This window comes from Corynebacterium jeikeium, from assembly GCF_028609885.1.
Classification (GTDB): domain Bacteria; phylum Actinomycetota; class Actinomycetes; order Mycobacteriales; family Mycobacteriaceae; genus Corynebacterium; species Corynebacterium jeikeium.
Genome location: NZ_CP063195.1, coordinates 2,409,184 through 2,434,621 on the forward strand (window position 1 = coordinate 2,409,184; position 25,438 = coordinate 2,434,621).

A 25,438-nucleotide genomic window follows, 5' to 3' on the forward strand; every position below is an offset into this window, starting at 1 on the left:
TTAATCCCCATGGATAACTCTGATCGAACCGGCGTACAGCCTGCGGGCACGCAGCACTCCGGGCCGCAGGGCGCCCAGAACACCGGGCAGCAGGGCACCCAAGCTGCCGGCGCTCAGCCCGCCGGCGCACGCCGCTCCGCGCTGCAGCGGTTCCGCAGTTCCGTTGCGATTCGCATGGCGCAGCTGGCTACGTGGGCGTCAAGAAAGGCAGGGCGAGGGGCCGGCGGCATGATCGGCGGCCTCGTCGGCGGGGCAATCGACCCGCAGCTGATGGCAAGCCTCGGCGCCGGCAAAGATGGCAAGAAGCGTCCAACGGTGCTGGTCACGGGCACAAATGGCAAGTCCACAACCACTCGCATGTTGGCTAGTGCCGTCCGCACGGCTGCGACCGTCTGCACCAATGAGGGTGGCGACAACATGGACGCGGGCGTCATCAGTGCGCTGCTCGCCGGCCGCGACGCTGACGCAGTCGTGCTGGAAGTCGATGAGCTTCACGTCCCCAAGATCGCCGAGAAACTCGACGCGGACGTGCTGGTGCTGCTGAACCTCTCGCGCGACCAGCTGGATCGTGTAGGCGAGATCAACAAGATCGAGCGCGCCCTGCGTGCGTGCGTGGAGGCGCGACCGAACATGCAGGTCATCGCCAACTGCGATGACGTTTCCATCACCTCCGTCGCCTGGGATTCCCCGAACGTCCAGTGGGTCAGCGCCGGTTTCGGCTGGGCCGGCGATTCCACTAGCTGCCCGCGCACGGAAGGCGCAATCATCCACCGCACGGGCGAGGATGGCGTGGTGGACTGGTTCGCAGCGAAGAAGCTCCCGGACGGCCGCGAATTCCGCAGGCCACAGCCCGATTGGCGCATCACTGAAGAGGGGCTGATCGACCGCGAGGGCAAGCTCCACCCGATGAACCTCACGCTCCCGGGCAACGCAAACCGCGGCAATGCCACCCAAGCCGTCGCCGCCGCCGTGGCTTTGAGCGAGCTGCTCCCCGAGCGCATCTCTACCGAACAGGCAATCGCCGCCGCGGAGAAGGTGGATAACGTCGCAGGCCGCTACTCCGTGGTGCACTTCGGTAACCACGAGGTGCGCCTGATGCTGGCGAAGAATCCAGCCGGCTGGCAGGAGGCCCTGTCGATGGTGGACCGCACCGCCGATAGCCTCGTGATCAGCGTAAATGGCCAGGTTGCCGACGGCCAGGACCTGTCGTGGCTGTGGGACGTGCGCTTCGAAAACTTCGAAGGCGTGCACGTGGTGGCCGCAGGCGAGCGCGGCACAGATCTGGCGGTCCGCCTCGGATACGCAGCAGTCGAGCACAATCTGATTAAGGACACGGTCGAGGCGATCCGTTCCTGCCCGCCGGGCCGCGTGGAGGTTCTGGCGAATTACACGGCTTTCCGCGATCTGAAGCGGGTGCTGGACAAGGAAGGGGAAGCGTAAATGAGCACTGAGCTGAACATCGGCCTGATCCTGCCGGACGTGCTGGGCACGTATGGCGACGATGGCAACGCCCTGGTGCTGCGCCAGCGCGCCCGGATGCGTGGCGTCTCGGCGGAGATCCACCCCATCCACCTGGGTGAGGCAGTCCCGGAGTCCCTGGACGTTTACACCGTCGGCGGCGGCGAGGATACCGCGCAGGTTCTGGCTGCGGAGCACCTGATCAGCGACGGCGGCATTGCCCGCGCAGTCGCCGCCGGCCGCCCGGTTCTGGCTATTTGCGCAGGTCTACAGGTGTTTGGCCGATCTTTCACCAGCCATGGTCGCACGGTCGAGGGGTTGGGTCTTATTGACGCCACCACATCCCAACTCGCCGAGCGCATGATCGGCGAGATCGCTTCCACCCCGGCAGCCTCCGCTGTGACCGGTGGGGCGGCGGCAGCTCAGGCTGGCGCTGGTGGCGGGGCAAACGCAGCGAGCACCGGCGGGGCAGGCCTGACCGAGCCGCTGACGGGGTTCGCTAACCACATGGGTGCGACGATCCTGGGCGAGGATGCGGAGCCGTTGGGCCGCCTGACTCGCGGCACGGGCAACACCGATGTCCACGGAGCGGAGGCCGCTGGGCTTTCCGGTGAGGATGCTCACCGGCAGACGCGCGCCGAAGGCGCGGTCCAGGGCTCCGTCGTGGCGACGTACATGCACGGCCCCGTGCTGGCCAGGAATCCGCAGTTGGCGGACTGGCTGCTAGCCCGCGCGATGGGGGTTGCACTCAACGAACTGCCCGAGTTCCAGGGTGAGCTGGCGGAGCAGTTGGAGCGCGAGGTGGCGTCGCTAAGAAAGGAACGCCTCTAAGCGCCGAGCTTGGCCACGCTAAGGATCATCGGCAGCTGAAGGGGGACCCGCGCGAAGGCGATGGCGCGCGCAGGCTGCGGTTTGGCACGCCAGTCCCAGGCCATCTTGATGTTGCCGGGGAGCACGCCGACTAGGAAGAGTGCGGCGGCGGGGGCGATTGTACTGCGCAGCGCGCCGCGCCATTCGTGCTTCAGGCTACATGCCGCGATGCTGGTGGCCAGGGCGATTTCCATGGCTCCGGAGCCGAGCGTCCAGGCGCGCGGGGTGCCGGGGAGTTCCTCCGGAACGATTCTGTCGAAGCCCTCCGGCTTAACAAAGTGCAGCACGCCTGCGGTGCCGAAGACGGTTCCCCATACGGCGGAGCGAATTCCGGCCGCGCGGGACAGGCGGTGCGGACGGAAGGCGTTGTGCAAAGGGTTTTTACTCATGGGCGCCACTGTAGTCCTGCCGTGCGACAGCGGCGCTCTGTGCCGTCGCTACCACGGCTAGAGAGGCTCCAGCGACTACAGAAACTACAGCGCGGTGCGGCCGGCGAACGCGCGGGACAGGGTGAGCTCGTCGACGAACTCCAAGTCCCCGCCCATCGGGATGCCCGAGGCCAGGCGCGTGACCGTTAGCCCGGGGAAGTCTCGCAGCAGTCGGCCGAGGTAGGAGGCCGTCGCCTCGCCTTCCGTGTTCGGGTCGGTGGCGATGATGACCTCGGTGATCTCGGGGGCTTCGTCGTACTCGACGTCGGTTTCGACGGCAGCCGTTTTGGCGTTGCCCGTTTCCGCTGCGTCCGCGCCGCTGGATTCGCCATCGGCGGGGGTGTCGGCGTCGCCAAGAGAAGCCCCGCCACCCTTCGCGCCGAGCGCAACGTCCGGCAGCGCCCCGCCGATGCGCTGCACCAGGGGCGTGACATTCAGTTCCTTCGGCCCGATGCCGTTCAGCGGGTCGAGTGCCCCGCCGAGCACGTGGTAGCGCCCGCGGTATTCTGCGGTGCGCTCGATCACCTGGATGTCTTTGGACTCCTCGACCACGCAGATGATGCTTTTATCGCGGTTGGAGTCCGCGCAGATCCGGCACACATCTTCTTGGGAGATGTTGTGGCAGATACGGCAGAACGTCACGCCGCGCTGCAGGCGGCCGAGTGCGCTTTGGAAACGCTCGATGTCCTCCGGCTCTTCGTTCAGCAGGTGCAGTGCGATGCGTTGCGCACTTTTCGGCCCGATGCCCGGCAGCCGGGAGAATTCGTCGATGACGTCCTGTAGGGGTCCTTCGAACAACTAGGTCTCGCTTTGGAGTCTTAGAAGGCTTAGAAGCCCAGGCCGCTCATGCCCTGGGACAGCGGGCCCATCTTCTCCTCGGCGAGGGTCTGCAGCTTCTGGTTTGCGTCCTTGAACGCGCCGAGCAACAGGTCCTTCAGGGTGTCGATGTCTTCGGGGTCGACGATCTTCGGGTCGATCTCCATGTCGGTGACCTCGCCGGAGCCTGCGACGGAGATGGTGACCAGGCCGTTGCCTGCTTCGCCCTTGACGGTGGAAGCGGCGATTTCGCGCTGTGCTTCCTGCAGCTGCGCCTGCATCTGCTGGGCCTGCTGCATCAGCTGGTTCATGTCTGGCTGGCTCATTTTGCTTACCTTTCGTCGGGTTTTTTCGTGCTTGTTTTTAGTACTTCCACAACTGTACCGGTCGGCCCGGACAGGCGTGTTAGGCGCCGTCGCGTGTGCGGGTGGTTGTGTTCACGCTTAGCGAACTCTCTCCGCACCCAGACTCTTTTCGATCAGTTCACCTGCGATTTCCAGCGGCGTGCGGTGGTCGCGCTGGCCGGGTGCGCGCTCTAGGTCGGCGAGTAGTTCGTCGCGTTCGTTTTGTTCTGTTCTTTGTGACGCCCCCTCGTTTCCGGCAGAGCCCACCCCAGCGCGGGGCTGGTGGCTAGCCGCTCGGGGCGAGGCTTCTCCCGTCCGTGCGGAAGGTCCAGATGCCGCAGGCGGCACGGCGGGGCCAGGCTGTCCAGACTGATCGGAAGGCGCCGACAGGTCGGTGGGGTCGGAGGGTTCAGGCGGGAGCGGCGCGTCGGCAGCTGGGTTGGCACCTGGGTTGGCAGCGGCGCTAGCGGCCGTGCTGCCGTCCCAGGTATCAACGGGTGCGTCTCCGTAGGCATCAACTGGCGGCTCGTCGGGCAGGGGGACGCCGTTGAAGCCGTTTTCCATGTTGTACTTCTTGCGGGCCTTGGCTCGTTCGGCGCGGGCGCGCCACCCGGAGTTCGGGTCCTCCTGCGCGGCGGATTCACTCGAATTGGCTACTGTTCCGGCCCCTGCAGCGGCACCCGCTGCACCCGTGCCCGCAGCTGCGCCTGCGTTGCGGTGGGAGTGCGAGGCCTTGCGCATCGCTTCCTCCATCGCGCGGGCACGCTCCAGGGCGCTGCTGGCTGCGCTGCGGGAGGCCGTTGCGTCCATCGGGGTTTCCGCTGGCACAGGGTTCACTGGTGTGGAAGCTGGCGTTTGTCCCTCACCGGCGGAGGGCTGTGCCGCCGCCGGTTCAGATTTTCCCGGCTCATCGCCTCCCGCAGGTTCGGCTCCTTCAGAGCCCCTGGCCGATCCGGCCGACCCGGTCGATTCGGTGGCACCGGCACCAATAGCCTCGTCGCCGACGTAGACGACGATGCGGGCGGGGCTACCTGTGACGTCCTGGATAGCCTGTGAATACACCTCCGCATTTTTCGGCCCGCTGACTAGCCGCGCTAGTGAACCGGTGTGGTGGTCAACGTGAACCTCGCCTGGAATGGGCTGGGCTGCGCGCGGGGAAGCGCCCCGCAGGGCGATCCAAGCGCTGAGGTCCAGGCCGTGGACGGCGTCCATGATGCGCGCCCAGGAGTCCGAATCAATCGTGGCGGCTGCTTCCGCAGAAGCTTCCATCGAAGCTTCCGTCGAAGCCTCTGCCGAAACCTCTACCGGTTCGGAGCCTGCCGGTGATGCCTCCGAGCTTGCTTTGGCAGTATCCGCTGGTGTGGGCTCTTCCGTTGCAGCGGCAGACTCCGCGGCGCTGGCCTGGCGGTGACGCTGCATGATGTCGCGGGCCCGGCGCGCCTCGGCAATGGCCGGGGACTCCTCTGCCGTCTCTTGCGCAGTCTCGGGCTCCGTCCCCCGCTCCGTACCTTGCGCAGTCCCCGGCGAGACTTCCTGTGCGGTTTCCTTCGCCGGGGAATTCTCCGCAACCGCCTCGGGGGGCTCAACGGACCGAGCCGGAGGCTGCTCCGCGGCTGGCTCCTGTCCTGCTGTCAGATTTTGCTCCGGCGCATTTTCTACACGCTGTGCCGGTTCAGCTTGAGCTGGCTCAGGCTGCGCCGATGCAGACTGCTGCGCTGCGTCCTGCGCGGCCTTCCTGCGGCGGGCAAACATCTCCGCTCGGCTGCCGCGCACGCCCGTACCAGCGCGCGTGCCAGCACCGCTGCCGCCCGCGCCGGAGCCTGCCCTTCCGGCCCCCGTTCCGACAGCACCGCCATTCCCCTTCTCCAGGGCCTCCACGCGCTGCGCCAGCGCCTCCACCGTCATGCCAGCGGCAGGCAGCGCCATGCGTGCGCACAGGATCTCCAGCAACAGTCGCGGAGCCGTGGCGCCGCGCATCTGCGCCAACCCCTCGTTCACCAGAGATGCGCAGCGCGTCAGCGTCGCCTGGCCCATCTTCTCCGCCTGCTCGCGCAGCACGTCGCGAGATTCCTCCGGTGCGTTCACCAGACCGCGCTCGAAAGCATCCGGCACCGCCTGCACCACCAGCAGATCGCGGAAGCGGTCCAGCAGGTCCTCGCTGAAGCGGCGCGGGTCGTACCCCGCATCAATCACCTCGTCGACCACTGCGAACAGTGCGGCGGAATCGTGCTCCGCCAGCGCATCCACAGCACGGTCGATCAGGGTGGAATCCGTCACGCCCAGCAGAGCCAGCGCGCGGTTGTACGTCACGCCCTCCGGCCCAGCACCGGCCAGCAGCTGGTCCATAATCGACAGCGAGTCACGCGGCGAACCGCCACCCGCGCGGATGACCAGCGGATACACCGCATCCTCCACAGGCACGCCCTCGCCGGACACCACCGACTCCAACAGTCCGCGCATATCCGGCGGCGCCAGCAGGCGGAATGGGTAGTTGTGGGTTCGGGAGCGAATCGTCTGCAGCAGCTTCTCTGGCTCCGTCGTGGCGAAGATGAAGATCAGGTGCTCCGGCGGCTCCTCCACGATCTTCAGCAGGGCGTTGAAGCCCGCCGTGGAGATCATGTGCGCCTCGTCAATAATGAACACCCGGTAGCGCGATTCCGCAGGTGCGTAGAAGGCACGTTCGCGCAGTTCGCGCATGTCGTCCACGCCGTTGTGCGTGGCGGCGTCCAGCTCCGTGACGTCCAAGTTCCCCGGCCCGCCGGGCGCCAGCGATACACAAGATTCGCACTTTCCGCAGGGCGTGGACGTCGGCCCTTCCACACAGTTCAGCGAGCGGGCCAGGATGCGCGCCGACGACGTCTTGCCGCAGCCACGCGGCCCGGAAAACAGGTATGCGTGGTTGATCCGCCCGCTATCCAGCGCCACCGACAACGGCTCAGTCACATGGGATTGCCCCACGACCTCGGCAAACGTCGCCGGACGATATTTCCTATAAAGTGCCACGAACCTAGCCTACATTCCGCCTAAGACGACCCGTTACGGTCGCCTAGCGCCATATGTCGTTGATATTGACGCCCTCACGCACCAACCGCTCCTGCACCGCGGCCACACCGGCCGTCTGCGCGAGCTCAAGCTCCTCGTCTGTCAGCATCACCAGCTGCGCGACGATGGTCAGCCGGCCCGGGTGGGTGAACTCCACGTCGGTCTCGCCTTCCTTCGAGTGGCGGCCCGCGCCCCCGGAGGTGACCTCGTGGACGTGCGGCACGCCCTCGTCCCACACATAGGGAACCACCAGCAGGCCGTTGCGGGCGGTGATCTTCCGCTCCGAATCTGCATCCATCTGCTGCACCACGTTCGGCAGCATCGTGCCGGGCTGCGGGGGCCAGTGACCAGGGTCCTGGGAGATCATCGTCGCAGCGTGGGCCAGCAGGTCGGCGGCGGTATCGTCGTGCCCACTGACTACTGTCAACAGCTCCACGCGCAGGTCGGAGCCGTCTTCCGTCTCCAGGCCGGTTTCCATGCGCCCCGCGTCGATGGTCATTGCAACCGTCTCGGCCAGCACGGGCTCGTCATCGCCCTCCTGGGGTACGCCTTCACCGTCCAGGGGTGCCTCGTAACCCTCCTGGGGTGTGCCGTTCTGGGACGAAGGGGCGTCACCAAGAAACACCTCGGCGACAGCGAACTCAGGGAAGGAATCGGCGACCTTGCGGCGCGCGACGGTCGGCTCGCCGGGGAGTAGCCCCTGGACCCAGACCAGTGTTTCGTCGGTGTTGATGGTGGCCTCCTGCTTGCTGTTTGAAGGTGTGGGTTAGGTGCCGGTTAGCGCTGGCCTGCGTCGTGCTCGACCATTTCGATTGCGGCGTAAAGCACGCAGGTGGCGAAGCCCTCCATGGCGACCTCCAGCTGCTCGATCGTCGGCATGGAAGGCGCCAGGCGCAGGTTGCGGTCGTTCGGATCCTGCTTCAGCGGGTAGGTCGAACCCGCAGCGGTCAGGGCCACGCCAGCCTTCTTCGCCAGCTCCACCACGCGGCCAGCGGTGCCGTCCAGCAGGTTCACGGAGATGAAGTAACCGCCCTCTGGAACGGTCCACTCGGCAACGTTGAGGTCGCCCAGGCGGCGCTGCAGGATCTCCACCACGCGGGTGAACTTCGGCCCCAGGGAGCCCGCGTGCTTACGCATGAGGTCACGCACGCCCTCGGCATCCTTCAGGTACTGCAGGTGAGCCAACTGGTTGACCTTGTTCGGGCCAATGCCACGCACGTTGGCGATCTTCTTGTACCACTCCAGGTTCTCCGTGGAGGAAGCGAAGAAAGCCAGGCCAGCGCCCGCGAAAGTGATCTTGGAGGTAGAGGACATGGCCCAGAAACGGTTCGGGTTGCCCGCCTTCTCGGCGACGTCCAGGATGTTGATGATCTCCGGGAACTCGTCGGTCAGGGTGTGGACGGCGTAGGCGTTATCCCACACGATGCGGAAATCCGGAGCGCCGGTTTCCATCGCAGCCAGAGCCTCGGCGGTCTGCTGCGAGTAGGTAACGCCCGTCGGGTTGGCGAACATCGGCACGGCCCACATGCCCTTCACTGCCGGGTCCTTCGCCAGCTCGCGTACCTGGTCCATGTCCGGGCCTTCGTCAGTCATGTCGACAGTCAGCATCTCGAAGCCGAACAGCTCGGTGATGGAGTGGTGGCGGTCGTAACCCGGCACGGGGCAGATCCACTTCAGCTTCTCCTCCGCTGACCAGGGACGCTCAGAATCGTTGGTGCCGAAGGTGTAGGCCCAGCTGATCAGGTCGAACATGATGTTCAGGCTGGAGGCGTCTCCGGCGATGACGTTATCCACCGGCAGCCCCAGGACATCCGCCCACAGCTGGCGGACCTCCGTGAGGCCAACTCCGCCGCCATAGTTGCGCACGTCCACTCCGGAGGGCGAGGTGAAGTTCTCGCCCGGCAGGCTCAGCAGATCTACCGAGAAATCCAGCTGCTCTGCCGAAGGCTTGCCGCGAGTGAGGTCCAGGTTGAGCCCCTTGGAGTGCAGCTCTTCATAGGCCTGGCGGACGTCCTCCTTCATGCTGAGGAGGAGCTCTGCGTTTACGTTTTCGATCTTCATGTAAATTCTCTCCCGCTTATGGCGTGCTGGGGGGTTACCCTCGGTGTGACTTACCTTTGCCAGTCTAACGGACTTGCCGGACACCGCCCCCGCCAGAGCGCACCCGGGCAGCTTGTCGCACGCTGACAGGCTATGGTGCATAGAGTTTGCATAGAGTTACCGTGTGTCATATCTCGCCGGATGTAGCTGAAATAGGCGGAAAGGATCCACTATGGCTAAAACCGAATCCAACCGAGTCCGGGTTCCCGTCGAACGCGCCATCCGGGAGTGCCGCCTTTACGTCGAGGGCAAGCAAACCCCCGGGCAGGCGAACTACGCCACGGCGCTGAAGGAAATCGGGGAGCTGGCGACTCCAGCCAGGAACAACTTTGTACTGGTCACCTTGGAGGAACCCTCGGAAGAGCAGATGATGAAGGTGGCGCAGCGCTACGACGTCGACGAGCTCATCGTCGAGGATGCTGTGACCGCCCATCAGCGAGCCAAGCTGGAGCGCTACGAAAACCAGCTATTCACGGTTGTCCGCTCCGTGCAGTACGCGGGAAACAAAGACCTCATTGACCGGCGCGACCTCATCCAAACCGGCGAGGTGCAGATGGTCATCAGCCAGAAGTTCATCATCGTTATTGCCCACGATACGGATCTTCCTGATCCGGAAGCTCACCTACACCAGGCACCAGAGCTGCGCAGCGCCGGCCCGCTGGCCATCGCGTGGGCCATCACGGACTACCTGGTCGACGAGTACACCCGCATCGCTGAAGCTCTGGAAGACCGCGTGGACAACCTGGAGGAAGAGGTCTTCACCCTCCGCGCCGAGACGAACATCGAGAACATCTACACCCTCAAGCGCGAGATCCTGGAGATGCGCCACGCCATCGGCCCGCTGATCCCGGCACTGCGCGCGCTGATCGAAAACCACAAGGATCTGACGACTAAGCAGATCAGGGCGTTTTTCCGTGATGTCTTGGACCACGCCATGCTGGCCAAGGACAAGATCGACTCTTTCGATGAGCGCCTGAGTTCCCTTATTCAGGCCAGCTCGGCGATCATTTCGCTGCGTCAGAACCAGGACATGCGCACGATCTCGTCCATCATCGGCATGGCCGCGCCTCCGACGATGATCGCGGGTTTGTACGGTATGAACTTCGACAACATACCGGAGCTGCACTGGGAGTACGGCTACTACTACTGCCTGCTGTTGAACCTGGCGGTGATTCTGCTGATGTGGTGGTGGTTTAAGCGTAAGAACTGGCTGTAGCCCCGCACACCCCTACCCCGGCCCCGCGTGTTTGGGCATAAAAAAGGGGACCCCGCGCACCCGTCAGAGCTCGTTGACCCTTGCTGCATTCCTGCCCTGGGGGAGTTCACAAGATACACGCCGCGCGGAATCCGTTGCCCATACTAGCCCACGCGCGCTCGTTGTTCCAAAGGCTCGTTCTTTCTTTCTTATTGACGCCCGCTTTCCAACCCCTAGCACCGGATTTGGAATCTAAAGGCGGCGTTGTGTACCCTTTCATGAGTACGTCGAAGCCACGGTTTTCCGTGTGTTTTGCCGTTCGACATGGAGGATTCGACTAGCGGCCTATGTCACACGCCTGGAACGCGTGCGGGAGTCACATCCCTCGTGGGTTCAAATCCCACATCCTCCGCCAAATCTCACATAGTGAGCAACCGGCGCTCGGTGATCTGAAAAGATCCCGGCGCCGGTTTTGCGTTTCCCTAATCTCACCCCACACAGTCCGCCGTGCCTTAGGTTGAAAGGCATGACTGAAAGCAGCACCCCCACCGCGCCCAGCACCTCTACCGCGCCCAGCACCTCCAGTACTCCCGGCACCGACCAGCTCGTCACCACGGAATACTCCGAGTCCATCCCCGGCCTCGTCCACGTCCGTTTGAACCGCCCCCGCAAGCTGAACTCGCTGACGATCGACCTGCTCCAACAGCTGATCTCCACCGCACACACGCTCCGCCGGGACCGCTCCGTCCGCGTGGTCATCCTCTCCGGCGCGGAGGGCAATTTCTCCGCCGGCCTCGACTTCGCAGATACCCTTAAAAGCCCGCCGCGCATGCTTTCGCATTTCATCCCGCGTCCCCTGCGCGGCACAAACACATTCCAAGAGGCGCCGTGGGCGTGGCGTCGCCTCCCCTTCCCGGTGATTGCCGCGGTGGAAGGCTATTGCTTTGGCGGTGGTGTGCAGATCGCTCTGGGTGCGGATTTTAGGTTTACGAGCAATGACGCCCACTGGTCAGTGTTGGAAGCGAAATGGGGACTGGTACCGGACATGTCGGGGATCATGTCCCTGAAGCAGTTGCTGCCGATTGACGAGGTGAAGAGGCTGGCCATGACCGGGGAGATCTTCTCCGGAGAGCGCGCCGCGGAGCTAGGCCTGGCCAGGGCTGCGGAGGATCCGCTGGCTGCGGCAGAAGAGCTGGCGTGGCAGATCATTGAGCGCTCGCCGGATTCGGTGGCGCTGGCAAAGAAGCTGGTGGACGAGACGTGGGAGTCCGGCGAGCGGCGGACTTTCGCCCGCGAGCGCCTGCGCCAGGCTCGCCTGCTGGTGAGCAAGAACGCCGAGATCGCGCGGAAAGCCGCGCAGAAGAAAATCCCGCCGAAGTTCCGCCCGCGCACGGTGCGCTAACGCGCGCTGCTAGTCCGCGAGCGTTCCCGCCTACTTCACGCTTCAGCTTTCCGCGCCGCCTACTTGCCGCGCGAGCTAGTCCGCGGGCGTTCCCGTGGGGCGCCAGATGACGGGCTCGCGGGGCAGTAGTTCGGGCCGGAAGGTTGGCAGCAGCGCGGCGGGCGTGATGCCTCTGGCGCCCGCAGCCTCCGCCGCCGAAGCGTCGACTGCCTCGCCGAGTGATCCCGCGATCCACCGCAGCATCCCTTCCGCCCCGCCGGGGAAGTCCCGCAGCGTGACGGCCCCGTCCCGCTTCGCCAGGCGCTTCCCGTCGGGCCCCAACACCAGAGGAACGTGGACGTACTCCACCGGCGGCAATCCCAGCAGGTGCGCCAGATACGCCTGTCTCGGAGCGGAACTCAGCAGGTCGTCCCCGCGCACAACCTGCCCCACCCCAGCCAGCGCATCGTCGACCACGACGGCCAGGTTATAGGCGTAGTCCCGGTTCACCGGCTCACCCGCCACGTCCGGCGCACCGGTGCCCGCATCTCCGCCTGCGCCCGCCGACGCCTTCGGCGCGTTCCCGCCACGCCGCAGCACCATGTCGTCCACGACCCCGCGGTACACCCCGCCGACACTTCCATCGCTCACGTTTCCGCCGTTCGCTCCCGTTCCATTCGCTCCCACGGCGAACCGCTCGCGCACTTCCCACTCGTCCACCTCCGCGCGCAGCCGCAGCGCCGGCACTCGCCCTCGCGCCGTCAACTCCGCGCGCTTGGCCGCTCGCTCCGTTTCGCCCAGGTCGCGGCATGTTCCCGGATACGCGCCCGGCGCGGCGTGCGGCGCGCGGACTGCCTCGGCGATGTCCTTTCGCGAGCAGTAGCACTCATACACGAGCCCCTTTTCTCGCAGGGCCTCTAGCGCTTTTTCATACTCTGACCAGCACTCTTGTTGACGCCACAGCCTCCCCTCGTACCCTATCCCCATAGTTGCAAGATCCAGTAGTTGCTGTTTTGCACTTTCTTCCGACGAGCGCTGAGCATCAATGTCGTCGATCCGCATCCGGAACTCGCGCCCTTCGTGCTTGGCGAAAAGCCATGCCAGCACGGCGGTCCGGAAGTTCCCCAGGTGCAGGTCTCCCGAGGGGCTGGGCGCGTACCGCCCCGCCCCTCGCTGTCCCCCGCTCGCAGCCTCCACCTCCGCTGCCTCCGCTGCTCGCGCTTCCGACCCCCGCTGTTCCCCGCCCGCGGTCTCCATCTGCCCTGCTGCTCGCACCATGCCGTCGCCTCCTACTTCCGGTCTTCCGCTCTTCCGGTTTCCCTGGCAAGGCTACCCGTGGATCTGCACTACTTTTCTGCAATACTCTTCTGCGATACTTTGAAGCCAAGGGGAAAAGCTCAACGTGTGGGGGAAATGTGAATTCGTTGGCGTGGGGGCGTCAGAAAGAAAAGACAACAACAATGCTGCTCATCGAGGCGAAAGAGCTTCCGAGCGGTGCGCGGCGAGGGCTGGCGCGCGGGCGGCGTCACTATAAGGTTGCGCCGGGGATCTACGCCGAGCGGGTGCACTGGGATGCGCTGCCGCGTGACGAAAAGGTGCGTCTCCATGCGATCGCACACGGCCTGAACTGCACAAACGGCGTGCTGTGCGGGCGTTCTGCGGCGCTGCTGCACGGGCTGCCGATCGCGGGGCGGGCGGACCCGAACGCGGAAATCGGGTACTACCCGCCGGGTGGTACTAACGTGCCGCTCCCCCTCCGAACGTCGAGACCGTTGCATGCGACTGCCGCGCGCCGCCTAGAAATCCTACGAATAGCAACCGGGAATGGGGTGCGCGAAGTACGACTCACCTGCGTAACGGACACAATCATCGACCTTGCCCGGTGGCACAGTGTTGCTGATGCCGTCGTAGCCGCGGAGTTCGCAGCACGAGCCGGTATCGACGACATGGAGATTTCGGAATTCATTACAACTCTGCGCGCTGATGCGGCCAAACTGCGGAGGCTCCGAGGCATCGCGAAAGCGAGGGAGGCTTTGCGATTGATCAACGGCGCCTCCGAGAGCCCGCGGGAATCCGAGTTGAAAGTGAAACTGTGGGAAACTGGGCTGCCTTCTCCCCTGCAGCAGGTGGAGCTGCACTACGAAGGCTACTTCGCAGGTCGCGTGGACTTTTTCTATCCCTGCGGGCTGGTAATCGAGTACGACGGTCAAGGCAAGTACCAGCCCAGCCTGACTGACGCGGGCGCCAGCTTTACACTGGGCACGAGCAGCGTGATCAACGAAGACGTTTTCGCCGCTCGGCAGATCCTTAGCGAGCGCGAACGCGAGCGGAAACTGCAGAACCTGGGCCTGCGCATTTACCGAGTGGATCGCGATAACTTCCGTGACGGAAGCGCCGTGGCGGACATCTGCAGGATCCATCAGCAAATGACACGACAAGGTCTCGAATTCCCCGCCACCAACTACCGGGGAGGTGTTCCGGCGTGGGAATAGCAGCTCTCGGCTGGCGGTAATTGCTTTCCTATGGGGGAAGAATAGCGTCGGCGCGGGAGTAAGTTCGCCGGTAAGGAATACATCGAGTCGGCTTGGAAGATGCCAAACCCGGCAGGGCGATTCTAAGCCCGTTTAAGCGGTTTTCTTCGCGCCGAGAGGGTTCAGGGTGCGCCGATCAGCCTGACGAGCGATTGCCGTTTTGCAAGATTTCCGACACTTCGGGGGCCAAATGTCCCAAATTCCACGTCTTAAAACATAACTATTCTGTTTGCGCAGGTCAGAGTGTTGCAGATTTGCACTTCAGATGTGCTACTTTCGTTAACTCGAAGATTTGGGACATTTGCGTTTTAGCCCACCCCCGAGACCTGGCAACTGCGGGGCTGACGGGACCAGTGGGGCCCATGTGACGGCGCGGCATCCGGGAGTGCGGGAATCGGCGGTGTGGGATGGGGAATCGGCGGCGCGGAAAGGGGCGCCGGCGGAAGAGGAAGATAAAATAGGGCGCCATGGCCGACAATCAGGAAAACACCAGCGCGGACGCGGGCGCGGGCGCCGCAGACCTGTCCTTCGAGGTGCGCACCCGGCTGCGCGATAGCGAAAGTGCAAGCGCGGGAGCAGGCGCGGAAGGAAGCGCAGGCGCAGCTGGAAGCGCGGGAGCAGGCGCGGCCGCGGCTGCAAGCGGGCAAGCGAACGGAGGCGCGGGCGCGCTGGGGCGTACGGGCGTCATAAAGACTCCGCATGGGAACATCCACACCCCAGCTTTCATCCCGGTGGCGACGAAAGCAACGGTCAAGACCCTCACGCCCGAGCAGGTGCGATCGACGGGCGCGCAAGCGATGCTTTCCAACGCGTACCACCTGTACCTTCAGCCGGGCCCGGACATCGTGGACGAGGGCGGCGGACTCGCAGCCTTCGAGAACTGGCACGGGCCGACGTACACGGATTCCGGCGGTTTCCAAGTCATGAGCCTCGGCGTGGGCTACAAGAAAGTCCTGGCCATGGACACGAAAGGCCGCAGCGAGGCGGACATCATCCAGCAGCAGAAGAAGCGCATGGCTGTAGTGGACGAGGACGGCGTGGATTTCCGCAGCGTCATCGACGGCAGCAAGCACCGCTTCACCCCGGAGGTGTCGATGCAGATCCAGCACCAGCTGGGCGCGGACATTATGTTCGCGTTCGACGAGCTCACCACGCTGGTGAACACCCGCTCCTACCAGGAGCAATCCGTCGCGCGCACGCACCGCTGGGCCCGCCGTTGCCTGGCGGAACACCAGCGGCTGACGGACTTGCGCACGCACCGCCCGCTGCAGTCTCTGTGGGGCGTGGTGCAGGGCGCGCAGTACGAGGATCTGCGCAGGCAGGCGGCCCGCGGGTTGGTGCAGCTGTCCGAGGAGGCGGAGGCCCAGGGCAACCGCGGTTTCGGCGGCTTCGGCATCGGCGGCGCGCTGGAGAAGGAGAACCTCGGCACGATCGTCCGCTGGGTCGCCGAAGAACTACCGGAGGATAAGCCCCGCCACCTGCTCGGCATTTCCGAGCCGGATGACCTGTTCACGGCGATTGAGGCTGGCGCGGACACGTTCGATTGCGTCGCGCCGACTCGCCTGGGCCGCCGCGGTGGCGTGTACACGCTGGACGGTCGGCTGAATCTTATGGGTGCGCGGTTTAAGAGGGATTTTTCTCCTATTGACGCCGCTGTAGGCGGTTATGTCTCGGAGAATTATTCGCGCGCTTATATTCACCACTTGTTGAAGGCGAAGGAGTACCTGGCCGGGACGTTGTGCACCCTGCATAATCTGCATTTCATGGTGGGGTTGGTGGACCGGATTCGCGAGTCCATGGAGCAGGGGCGTTTCTATGAGTTCCGGGAGGAGTTCATGGGGCGCTACTACGGCCCGGCATGGCGGGAGCGGCTGGGCTAGCGCTTGCGGGGTTCCGGGGGCTGACGAGGTGGCGGGTGCACAGCTGCGCAGCGTGCGCCAGCTGCCGCCGCTAGTGCGCCGGCTCCGGCTCCAGCGCACGCCCTTCATCGTCGAGGCGCTGGATGGCGCCGGAGCGGAAGTCGCGCTCCAACTGCGAGCCTTCGACGTCGAAGGTCGGCAGTATGCGGTCCAGCCACTTGGGCATGTACCAGGTGGCCTTGCCAAGTAGCACCATCATGGCGGGGATGAAGGTCATGCGCACGAGGAAGGCGTCGAACAGCACGGCGGCGCCCAGCGCGAAGCCGAAGATCTGCACGAACGGCAGCGGCTGGAAGATGAAGCTGGCGAACACGCCAATCATGATCAGCGCCGCCACGGTCACGACCTTCGCACCCATGCCGAAGCCGAAGATCACGGAGTCTTCAACGGGCGTGTACTTGGAGGTCTTCGCGGCCTCGAAGGATTCGTGCTTGAAGCGTTCTCGCATGCGCGACACGATGAACATTTGGTAGTCCATCGCCAGTCCGAAGGTCACGCCGATGAGGAAGATCGGCATGAAGCTGATCAGCGGCCCCGGCGAGTTCCACAGCCCGGCCCAGCCTTCCTGCCAGACCAACACTGTCAGTCCGAAGGCACCGCCGACGGAGAGCAGGAATCCGAGTGCCGCCATGATCGGCACGGTGATGCTGCGGAAGATCATCAGCAGCAGCACGAGCGCCAGCCCGACGACTAGCGCAAGGTATACCGGCATGGCGTTCGATAGTCGGTCGGTGACGTCCTGTTGGATGGGGATCAGGCCGGTGATGCCCATGTCCACGCCGGTTTCCTTCTCGATCACGTTTTGCTGCCCGCGCAGCGCGTGGATGAGCGTGGCGGTTCCCTCTTCGGTCGGCCCGCCTTCGGGCGTGATCAGCAGCTGCGCGGCAAGCCCGTCCTCGCTCTGACCGATGAGCTGCGCGTGCTTGACATGAATGTTGCTGCCAAGGTTTTCCATCGTGTAAATAAATGACGCCTGCGCCGCGGCCTTGGCCTTGTCGCCAGCGCCCTGCGCATCTCCACCCTGAGCAGCCTGCGCGCCGTCAGCTGCCTGAGAGTCTCCCGCGCCCTGGGCGTCCGCCTGGCCCTCAGCGCCCTGCGCATTTCCGCCCTGGTCCGGCGCCGGCTGCTCGCCGTCGCGAGGTGTGTCCGCCTGGCCTTGAATATAGGTAGCAAGCGCCGGGGAGTCGGGGTTTGCGTTCTCTCCGTTGACGACCACCAGGAACGGAGCATTGCGGCCTGGGCCGAAGCCCGCCTCGATCATCTCGGCGGCCTTCCGCTGCGTGGAATCTACGTTCGACGTCTTGTCGTTCGGCAGCGAAAGCTGCAGGTTCAGAGCCGGGAGAGTCAGTGCGGCCAGCACCAACATCACCACTGCGATGGAGATTCCAGGGAAGCTGTAAACCAGCCTGATCCAGCGGCTCGCTAGGCCGTGCTTGCGCTGACGGTCGTCCACGCGCTGATGCTCCCCGCGCGCTACCGCGCGCGCAGCGCTCGCATCGCCGCCGGTTTCCGCACCAGCCCCAACGCCAGCTGCGCCGGCCTCATCCCTGCCAGCCCCGTCATCCCTGCCAACGCGGACCGCACGCCCGCGACCCGCCGGACCGCCCGTGAAATACCCGTGCGCCGCGCCCTCGCCCACGAGGGCGGAGGCGTACTGTGCGCCAAACGTGGCGTCCTTACGAAAGACCCGCGAGCCACACGCCCCCAGCAGCGCGGGCAAGAACGTCAGCGCCACAGCCACCGCGACCATCACGCTGATCGCCGCGAAGTAACCCATGTACGACAGGAACGGGATGTTCGCCAGGCGCAGGCCGACCAGCGCGATCGTCACCGTCAGGCCCGCGAAAACCACCGCGGAACCCGCAGTTCCCGTGGCCAGGCCAATAGCATCGGGGCGCGACCGCCCCTGCCGCAGCTCATCGCGGTAGCGCGACATGATGAACAGCGCGTAGTCGATGCCGACGGCCAGGCCGATCATCAGACCCAGCGTCGGCGTGATGGAGTTCAGCGGCAGCACCGCCGTCGCACCCACCGTCACCAGCGCGCCAATACCCACGCCCACGATCGCTGTGGCCAGCGGCAAACCAGCCGCCAGCAGCGAACCGAACGTGAACGCAAGGATGACCAGCGCAACCACCACGCCGGCGATCTCCGAGATCGGCTCGACCTCAATCGGGTCGCCGAAGCCGGGGCCGCCGACCTCCACGTCCATGCCCGCGTCGCGTGAGATCTGGATCGCGTCGTACACCGCCTGCCGATCCTCGTCGGTGACATCGGCGGGCAGCGGCACGTCGTAGCTGAAGGTCATGGTGCCGTAGCGCCCGTCGGCGGAGTACATCCGCAGGTTCTCCGCGTCGGATTTCGCGGTGGCTTCGGGCATGCCTTGCTTCGTCATCTGATCGACGAGCATCTTGCCCAGCTTGTCGTTGAGCTCTACGGGGTTGCCGAACTGCATGCCCTCTTTGAAGTCGGGCACGTTATTTCTTAATGACGCCACCGTCTCATCCATTGCCGCCATCAGCTCTGGGTCTTCGAGTTTCTTCCCCTCGGGGGCTCCGAAGACGATGTTGACGTCGGTGGATTCGGCGGGGTTTTTGGTGCCTGGGAATTTCTCTTGGAGCATTTCCGTGGCATGTGTGGAGGGCACATCTTTGATTTCGAAGATGTCGTTGAAACCCTTTTGGAACCCCAGCGCGGCGGCCGCAATGCCGACGAGCAGCAGCAGCCAGGCGGCGATCACCCGCTTCTTGTGCAGGTAGGACCATCGTCCGAGGTTAAACAGGATTTTCGCCACTGGTTGACCTTCCGCCGGATTTTTGAGTGTGTGTAGGACCTTATGCTTGCGTTCGCGCAGTCTTGCGTTTGTGCAGTCTTGCGTTCGCGCAGTCTTGCGTTTGTGTTCGTGGTTGCGCTCTGGCAACTCCTGCTGGGTGGGTGCTTCCCGAGAGATGCTTCCACGAGGCGCTTCCCGAGAGATGCTTTCCACAGCGCAGACAGTTCTCGAAATATATATCCTACAGTAGCCAAAAGCCCAGGTGGGTTGTGACAGGTGTGACGTGTGTTGCTAAAGCTTCCGGGCAGACCCTAGCTCCCCGGGTTGAATCTTGCCCCCCGGACAGGCCTTACCTTCCCGGGCACGCTTTCCGGGCAGACTCCAGGTCAACCACAGGCCAACTGCGGGCGACAGCGCGCCCAATCCCAGGGCAAATGTCCCAAATCTTCCACTTTCGGCGAGTAGCAGGTTTGCGGTAAATTTTTGCAACCTTCTGACCTGCAGAAACAGATAGTTGTAAAAACAGAGTGGAAGATTTGGGACATTCCTCGCCATGTCCACAACCGCCCACCACACCTCCCGAGCATCCTTTTCGGAGCATTTCCGAAATACGGAGCGCAATTTCGCACCCTCACTCAGGTATCCCCCAGCTGCTTTCAGGCCGTCTACGGCTCTTACAGCGATGCGCTCCTTTTGTACCCCCTCAAAGAGGCGATTCAATCCCACCAAGAACGCGCTTCAGTTCCACTGAAAACACACTTCGACGGCACCGAAGGTGAATTCCCACCTGCTGCAGCCAGCTCTCAACCGCTGCAGGCAGCTCGCCATCCACCGCAGGCCCCCACCCAGATCCCCAATGTCCCAAATCTTCGAGTTATTGAAAGTAGTACATCTGAAGCCAAAACTTGCGAACCTCTGACCTGCACAAACAGAATAGTTATATTCTAATACGTGGAATTTGGGACATCCCCGCCTCGGCGGCCCTCATTCCCAGCTCTACACGCCCGGCCGACCACCACGCTCACGCGAAACTGAAGCCCCGCGGATGCACTCCCAGCTCCCGCGGACCCGGTCGCCCACCCCGCGCGCCAGAATCCGAGCCCCGTGCACGCAAAAACCGCGCCCCCTCTCCGGTCTTCACCCGGAAACAGTGCGCGGTAAAAAAATTTTGGCGGTGGCGGAGGGATTTGAACCCTCGGTTGCTTTTACACAACACTCGCTTTCGAGGCGAGTACCTTCGGCCGCTCGGACACGCCACCATAGTCAGCGATTGCAGACTCGTACTAGCGTAACACCCCCACTTTTTCGCACCAAAACCCCACCCTGCGCATGCGAGAACCCTCGCACACACACCCCCGCACACATCCCCCGCACGCGCATCCATACACGCCCCGCACACGTCCCACGCACGCACATCCGCACGCATATCCCCGCACGCCCCGCACACGCGAAAGCCCGCCGCGAACCTCAACCAGTTCGCAGCGGGCTTGCAATTCAGCGCATCAGCGCGCCGGAAGTCTCAGAGGACTTAGTTGTCGCCGAAGACCTTGTCCATGCCCTTGTTCAGGCCGTCCTTAGCCTTGTCAGCCTTGTCGCCATCCAGCTTGCTGTCGATGGCCTTCTCGGCGCCGTCCTGAATCTTGTCGCGGTGCTCGCCTGCCATGTCCTTTGCCTTGTTCAGGTCCATTGATATCTCCTTGCTGTCTCTGTCGTCTCTGTTGCTTCTATTGCAGCTAACTTTGCTCTAACTTGTGCGCCCCAGCCGCAGCATTCGCACGACCAGGACGCTCGTTTCCCAACGTAGGTTTGTTCTGGCATCCTCGCCACCGCCGAACCGCCTCCCCAGCATTCAAGCCCCGAATCCGATCGTAAAAGCACTGTTCAGAAGCACTCATTACTTTTCCATAACACTTATTGACGCCCCCTCATCCTCCGCGTCCTCACTCCTTGTTTGGGCCTCGCAACCTGATCCGCCGACAATGCTCGGAGGCCCCAGCAGCGCAGCATTCCAGCTTTCGAGCACCACCGGCCGGCGAAGGCGTGAGCGCGCGAGCGGGCGGGACGGCTAGCGCAGGCGCAAATGGGCTCACGCTCGCGCCCGCCTAGCACAAACGCGCGCGAGCGGGCGGGGCGGCTAGCGCAGACGTGCGAAGAACTGCCGCAGCAGTTCTTCGCACTCCCCGGCCAGCACACCCCCGCGGACTTCCACCCAGTGCAGTGGAGACTCCCGTGGCACGTCCCAGACACTGCCGCACGCTCCGGTGCGGGGCTCGTAGGCTCCGAAAATGATGCTGCCAATTCGCGCTCCGACCAGCGCTCCCGCGCACATGGCGCAAGGTTCCAGAGTGACCACCAACGTGCAGTCTTCCAGCCGCCAGGCATCCCCGAGTTCCTGCACGGCTTCCCGGATGGCGAGGATCTCCGCGTGCGCGGTGGGGTCATTGTCAGCTTCGCGCCGGTTCACACCCCGCCCGAGTTCCCGCCCGTCCGGGCCGAGAATCACCGCTCCGACGGGAACGTCCCCGGCGGGAGTCTCCGCGGCGACATCCAAGGCTCGGCGCATCAGCGCTTCCGCCCGCGCATCCCCGGCGACCTGCGGCAGCCCGCTGCCCACGGACGCCTCAACCTCACCGCGCGCCTCAACCTCACCGGACACCTCAGCCCTGTCGCACGCCTCAGCCTCGCCACGCGCACCCGGCGCGCCCTCCACCCCCACCGGCTAGAACTCCAGCTCCACGCCCACCAGGTCCGCCAGCTCGTCGGCGAATCCCAGCTCGTCCGCCACACGCAGAACCTGCTCCGCCCCGTACAGGTCATCGTCGTAGAAGATGATGGACATTATCTGCTCGCTGGCGCCTAGATCCTCCAGCAGGTCGAAGTCGCCCTCGGGCCACGGATCGTCGGAGGCATCGGCCTCCTCTTCCGAAGGCGCATCAATGTCCAAAGTGTCCAGTACCTCGCTGGCGATGTCGTAGTCCAACGCGGCGGTGGCGTCACTAAGTAAGATCCGCACGCCGCTCGGCACCGGGCGGAGCACAACGGACCAGTCGTCCTCGACGCACAGCAGCCCCACCACTGGGCCTTCCGCGCGCGAGGCCCGCAACTCCGCGATGAGGTCGGGCAGGCTTTCCGTCGCGCGGGTGGGGAGTTCGCGCAGGTGCCACTGGCCGTCGGCGCGGATGGCGGACACGGCGAAGGTCAGGTCGCCGCCGTCGCTGGCGCCAGCGCCATTGCTGCCGCCCCCGTTATCGAAGCTGTCGGTGCTCATGCCTTCCAACGCTAGTCGGCTTTGTGGAACACTGGGTAGCGTGAGCTACGAAATTTCTTCCGACTACCGCCTGAGCACCCTCCCCGAGGACCGCCGTCCCCTGTGCATCCTGGGTCTGGGGCTGATCGGCGGCTCGCTGATGCGCGATGCGCAAGCCGCCGGCTGGCCCGTGTTCGGCTGGAATCGGTCGGAGAAAACCGTCACCCGCGCGCGCCGCGATGGCTACGACGTTTCGGCCGACCTCGAGGCAACGCTCCGCCGCGCCGAGGAGGCCGATGCGCTTTTGGTCCTTGGCGTGCCAATGCCCGCGCTATCTTTTCTTCTTGACGCCATATCTCAGCACGCCCCGACCTGCGGCTTTACGGACGTGACCAGCGTGAAGCAGGAGGTGCACGACCTCGTGGAGGCGAAGGGCATGTCCGATCGCTTCGTGGGTGGGCATCCGATGGCGGGCACCGCGAACTCGGGATGGCAGGCGACAATGCACGGGCTGTTCCGGGGTGCCGTCTGGGTCGTGACGTATGACAACGCTCGGGAGCTCGCGGGGGCTAGCGGCGCGGGCGCGGCCGCAAGCACGGGTTCCAGCGCGGCAGGCGGCGGCGCGACTTCGGGCGCGGCGGGCGCGGCTCCCGGCGCCGACGCCGACGCGATCAGCAAGCGCTGGCTGGATACGTGGGTGCGCGTGGTCGGGCTGGCCGAGGAAGTCGGTGCGTCGGTAATCCCCGCCATCGCGCGCCGGCATGACAGCGCCGTGGGGCGTGTCAGCCACCTGCCACACATCCTCGCCGAGGCACTGGCAGTTGCCGGCGATAGTGGAGGGCCGCTGGCACTGAGCCTGGCGGCGTCCAGTTTCCGCGACGGCACGCGCGTGGCTGGCACGGATCCGGATCTGGTGCGCGCCATGGTGGAGAACAACCGTCCTGCCGTGCTGGAGGCCTTGGACCAGACCATCGAACTGCTGCAGGGCGCGCGGGAGGATATCGCCCACCCGGATCGCTCCCTGAAGACCCTTGCCGAGGATGGCCACGCCGCGCGCGGGCGTTTCGAGGCCCGCGCCGGCCGCAACAAGGGCGATGCTTCCAACCGGCCGATTATCCGCGTGCGGCCGGGGGCGCCGGGCTGGCTGGATCAGCTCCGCTCGGCGGAGTCCATGGGCGCGCAGATCGGCATTTTCTAGCAGTCGTCCTTCGTTTTGGCCGGCGTGGCGCCTTCCAGCACGTCGGGCAGCTTCTTAGCCAGGGCATCCACACCCTTCCACGCAGTCGGTTCAAACCCATCGTTGGGAATCGCCATAATTGCCACGGGCGTCATTTCCCCGTTCGGGCCAGGCACCAACCCCAGCTGCCGGTAGATGAACCGCCCGTCCGGCTCCGGCCCCCAGCCGCCCTTAAACTGCGCGCCGTTGATCTTCGCCAGTCCGTACTTGTGCTCCGGGATGATGTGCTCCATGCGCGTCAGCACCTTGTCGGAGCCATTCATGCACCGGAACCCGTTCATGAACTTCACCTGGTCCGTCAGCTTCCACTTAATCGCGCCGAACCCGATGTAGACCCCATCTTCAAACTGCTTCGCCGCGTTCGTCGGATCGCCTACGCGGTGCATGTAATCGCGCACTTTGTAGGCGGCGGTACGGTCCGAGCCGTCGCCGACATACATCCAGAGCCGAAACGCGGCGTCATTATCCGAATAGTGGATCGCCGCATCCATGTCGGCTTCCATGGCGGCGCGAGGGGCGGGCTGGCCGTGAGCTTCCGCGTGGCGCAGCTTCTCCTCGACCGCGCCTGCGATCGGCACCTTGATCGTCGACCAGGCGCCTTCCTCATTGAGCTTGCCCGCGTGCAGCGGGCCTCCCTGCCCGAGGATTGCCACTCCGACCTGCACGTTGTTCTGCTTTGAGACTTCCGCCGCCAGCTTGTCCAGTTTCGCCTGCTGTTCCTCGTCGGTCGGCTGGGTGGCATTCGCGCCGTCGGTGCCGTCGTTGTTGGCGGCGGCGGTGTTCGTGGCGGGTGCGTGTTCTTCGCCATTCTTATCGACGCCCCCTTCCCCGCCGTTTAGCCCCATCACCAGACCGACCGTGATGGCGAGGACGGCGGCTCCCACTGCGAGGCCCGCGACAAGTCCGCCGCGGGCACCACGGGTGGCGGCACCTTCGCTCCGTGGCTTCCCTTCGGGCTTGTCGTACTGACCGGCGGGCAAGTCGAACTTCCCGGCAGCTTGCGCCCCGGCGGTAACTCCCTGCTGCGCGCCTGCCTGCGATTCCGGCTCGCCCGTGTACATCCCACGCCAGCCCTGAGAGCGGCGTGAGGCACCTTCGGGGCGCTCATTGCTCGCCATTTTCCCTCCTTGACCAGCTGTTTCCTTGAGCTCTTCCGTCTCGGCGGCATTTTCCGCCGCTTGACGATTCCGCCGCGCAGCAGTTCCGCCAAACAGCAGCTCAGGCGCACGGCACTTCCGCCACGCAGCAGCTCCGCCGCGCAGCGTGGCGACTGTGCGACAAATCACCGCCGAGAGCGATCGCGTTCAGTCTAGCCAGGAATCCCCAGGCTCGCGCCCCGCACACTCCCATTACTGAGACTCTTAATCCCCTCCGGCAATACTCTTAACCTCCAGCGACGACACGCTTGCTTCTCCAGTGGCAAAACTCGCCATAGACCTCCCCAGCTTCGCCCCAAGGCCGCCCACACCCTGTCATTTGAGCCCGCATGGGCCTCCTTCAGCCCCGGCGGGAGCACTTGCGAAGGCCCGGATGTCCCAAATCTTCCACTTTCGACGAAAAGCAAACTTGCAGCAAAATTTCGCAAGCCTCTGACCTGCGCAAACAGATAGTTATAAAAACAGAGTGGAAGATTTGGGACATCCCCCCTTCGCGCCAGGCCACCGCAAGACCTGATTTTGGGCAATTCCCGAATAAGGGGCGCAATTTCGCACCCTTACTCAGGTATCCCCTGCCCTCGTTTCGGCCGTCGATGGCGCTTACAGAGCTTCGGCCTGAAACCGTCCCCACCGCATCTGCCTGCAGACCTGCCACCGACGCGCCCACGGACTTGCTACAGGCGCACTGCAGCCACAGCCTCGGGGGAGAAATGTCCCAAATCTTCGAGTTATTGGAAGTAGCGGGTTTGCGACCAAATTTCGCAGACCTCTGACCTGCATAAACAGAATAGTTATATTTTAAGACGTGGAATTTGGGACATCCTGCCCGCAGGGTCAGGCTCGGCACGGCGTCAGGCGCCGGTCAGGCCCGGCGCGAACGCCTCCTACCCGCCAGCTAGGCCGGTCCGCCAGCTAGGCCGGGCACCCCCTGCCCGGCAGC

At 64.5% G+C, this 25,438-nt stretch carries 19 protein-coding genes, 2 tRNA genes and 1 other RNA gene; 8 read left to right on the plus strand and 14 right to left on the minus strand.

The annotated features are described in order from the left end of the window. The first annotated feature begins 9 nt into the window (after positions 1-9). Positions 10-1,440, plus strand: coding sequence for a MurT ligase domain-containing protein (locus CJEIK_RS10805; protein WP_005292344.1), 1,431 nt, complete (start codon positions 10-12; stop codon positions 1,438-1,440). Continuing rightward, positions 1,441-2,289, plus strand: a complete 849-nt coding sequence (locus tag CJEIK_RS10810) for a type 1 glutamine amidotransferase (protein WP_005292347.1) — start codon at positions 1,441-1,443, stop codon at positions 2,287-2,289. Here the strand turns inward: CJEIK_RS10810 and CJEIK_RS10815 are convergent. The 6 genes from CJEIK_RS10815 to CJEIK_RS10840 form a co-directional block, all read right to left on the minus strand. Further along, on the minus strand, positions 2,286-2,717 hold the full coding sequence (locus CJEIK_RS10815; protein ID WP_005292349.1) for a DoxX family protein: 432 nt from the start codon (positions 2,715-2,717) through the stop codon (positions 2,286-2,288). The genes CJEIK_RS10810 and CJEIK_RS10815 overlap by 4 nt on opposite strands. A gap of 84 nt (positions 2,718-2,801) precedes the next feature. Next, positions 2,802-3,554, minus strand: coding sequence for a recombination mediator RecR (recR, locus tag CJEIK_RS10820; RefSeq protein WP_005292351.1), 753 nt, complete (start codon positions 3,552-3,554; stop codon positions 2,802-2,804). 29 nt (positions 3,555-3,583) lie between these two features. After that, the gene (locus CJEIK_RS10825; RefSeq protein WP_005292353.1) at positions 3,584-3,898 is read right to left on the minus strand and encodes a YbaB/EbfC family nucleoid-associated protein; all 315 of its coding nucleotides are present in this window, start codon (positions 3,896-3,898) and stop codon (positions 3,584-3,586) included. Positions 3,899-4,015: 117 nt separating this feature from the next. Further along, positions 4,016-6,919 (minus strand): DNA polymerase III subunit gamma and tau, encoded by a 2,904-nt coding sequence (locus CJEIK_RS10830; protein WP_011274285.1) that lies wholly within the window; start codon positions 6,917-6,919, stop codon positions 4,016-4,018. A gap of 43 nt (positions 6,920-6,962) precedes the next feature. After that, a complete protein-coding gene (locus tag CJEIK_RS10835) occupies positions 6,963-7,583 on the minus strand; it encodes a suppressor of fused domain protein (RefSeq protein WP_005292358.1) in 621 nt (206 codons plus the stop codon). A 152-nt stretch (positions 7,584-7,735) separates the two neighbouring features. Then, a complete protein-coding gene (locus tag CJEIK_RS10840; protein WP_034964081.1) occupies positions 7,736-9,019 on the minus strand; it encodes an aspartate aminotransferase type Ic in 1,284 nt (427 codons plus the stop codon). A 211-nt stretch (positions 9,020-9,230) separates the two neighbouring features. On the opposite strand from CJEIK_RS10840, the gene CJEIK_RS10845 reads away from it, so the two are divergent. Further along, a complete protein-coding gene (locus CJEIK_RS10845) occupies positions 9,231-10,274 on the plus strand; it encodes a magnesium and cobalt transport protein CorA (protein WP_005292362.1) in 1,044 nt (347 codons plus the stop codon). A gap of 41 nt (positions 10,275-10,315) precedes the next feature. On the opposite strand, the gene ffs is transcribed toward CJEIK_RS10845, so the two are convergent. Beyond that, positions 10,316-10,410: signal recognition particle sRNA small type (ffs, locus tag CJEIK_RS10850), an RNA gene on the minus strand. A gap of 169 nt (positions 10,411-10,579) precedes the next feature. Between ffs and CJEIK_RS10855 the strand changes: the two genes are divergently transcribed. Further along, positions 10,580-10,668 (plus strand) — tRNA-Ser (locus CJEIK_RS10855). A gap of 111 nt (positions 10,669-10,779) precedes the next feature. Next, positions 10,780-11,655, plus strand: a complete 876-nt coding sequence (locus tag CJEIK_RS10860; RefSeq protein WP_005292364.1) for a crotonase/enoyl-CoA hydratase family protein — start codon at positions 10,780-10,782, stop codon at positions 11,653-11,655. Between the two features lie 75 nt (positions 11,656-11,730). Here CJEIK_RS10860 and CJEIK_RS10865 read toward each other — a convergent pair whose 3' ends face one another. Further along, positions 11,731-12,912: a glutamyl-Q tRNA(Asp) synthetase gene (locus CJEIK_RS10865; protein ID WP_077536156.1), complete on the minus strand. Its 1,182-nt coding sequence runs from the start codon at positions 12,910-12,912 to the stop codon at positions 11,731-11,733. Positions 12,913-13,094: 182 nt separating this feature from the next. On the opposite strand from CJEIK_RS10865, the gene CJEIK_RS10870 reads away from it, so the two are divergent. Next, entirely contained in the window at positions 13,095-14,126 is a 1,032-nt protein-coding gene (locus tag CJEIK_RS10870; RefSeq protein WP_005292372.1) for a hypothetical protein, read from the plus strand. 506 nt (positions 14,127-14,632) lie between these two features. After that, complete coding sequence (gene tgt / locus CJEIK_RS10875) at positions 14,633-16,045, plus strand: tRNA guanosine(34) transglycosylase Tgt (RefSeq protein ID WP_005292374.1); 1,413 nt, start codon at positions 14,633-14,635, stop codon at positions 16,043-16,045. Between the two features lie 70 nt (positions 16,046-16,115). Here tgt and CJEIK_RS10880 read toward each other — a convergent pair whose 3' ends face one another. From CJEIK_RS10880 to CJEIK_RS10900, 5 genes are all read right to left on the minus strand, one after another. Further along, on the minus strand, positions 16,116-18,878 hold the full coding sequence (locus CJEIK_RS10880; protein ID WP_005292376.1) for an MMPL family transporter: 2,763 nt from the start codon (positions 18,876-18,878) through the stop codon (positions 16,116-16,118). Positions 18,879-20,026: 1,148 nt separating this feature from the next. Next, positions 20,027-20,116 (minus strand) — tRNA-Ser (locus CJEIK_RS10885). Positions 20,117-20,385: 269 nt separating this feature from the next. Further along, positions 20,386-20,544 carry a hypothetical protein gene (locus CJEIK_RS10890; RefSeq protein WP_005292379.1) on the minus strand — a complete coding sequence of 53 codons (159 nt, stop codon included), beginning with the start codon at positions 20,542-20,544 and terminating at the stop codon, positions 20,386-20,388. Between the two features lie 447 nt (positions 20,545-20,991). Then, entirely contained in the window at positions 20,992-21,573 is a 582-nt protein-coding gene (locus CJEIK_RS10895; RefSeq protein WP_005292381.1) for a nucleoside deaminase, read from the minus strand. Positions 21,574-21,576: 3 nt separating this feature from the next. Further along, complete coding sequence (locus CJEIK_RS10900) at positions 21,577-22,125, minus strand: tRNA adenosine deaminase-associated protein (protein WP_005292383.1); 549 nt, start codon at positions 22,123-22,125, stop codon at positions 21,577-21,579. Here CJEIK_RS10900 and CJEIK_RS10905 point away from each other — a divergent pair. Then, on the plus strand, positions 22,124-23,302 hold the full coding sequence (locus tag CJEIK_RS10905) for a prephenate dehydrogenase (RefSeq protein ID WP_231913352.1): 1,179 nt from the start codon (positions 22,124-22,126) through the stop codon (positions 23,300-23,302). The two genes, CJEIK_RS10900 and CJEIK_RS10905, sit on opposite strands and share 2 nt — an antisense overlap. Here CJEIK_RS10905 and CJEIK_RS10910 read toward each other — a convergent pair. Then, positions 23,299-24,459: a hypothetical protein gene (locus CJEIK_RS10910; RefSeq protein WP_034964094.1), complete on the minus strand. Its 1,161-nt coding sequence runs from the start codon at positions 24,457-24,459 to the stop codon at positions 23,299-23,301. The two genes, CJEIK_RS10905 and CJEIK_RS10910, sit on opposite strands and share 4 nt — an antisense overlap. Positions 24,460-25,438: the final 979 nt, after the last annotated feature.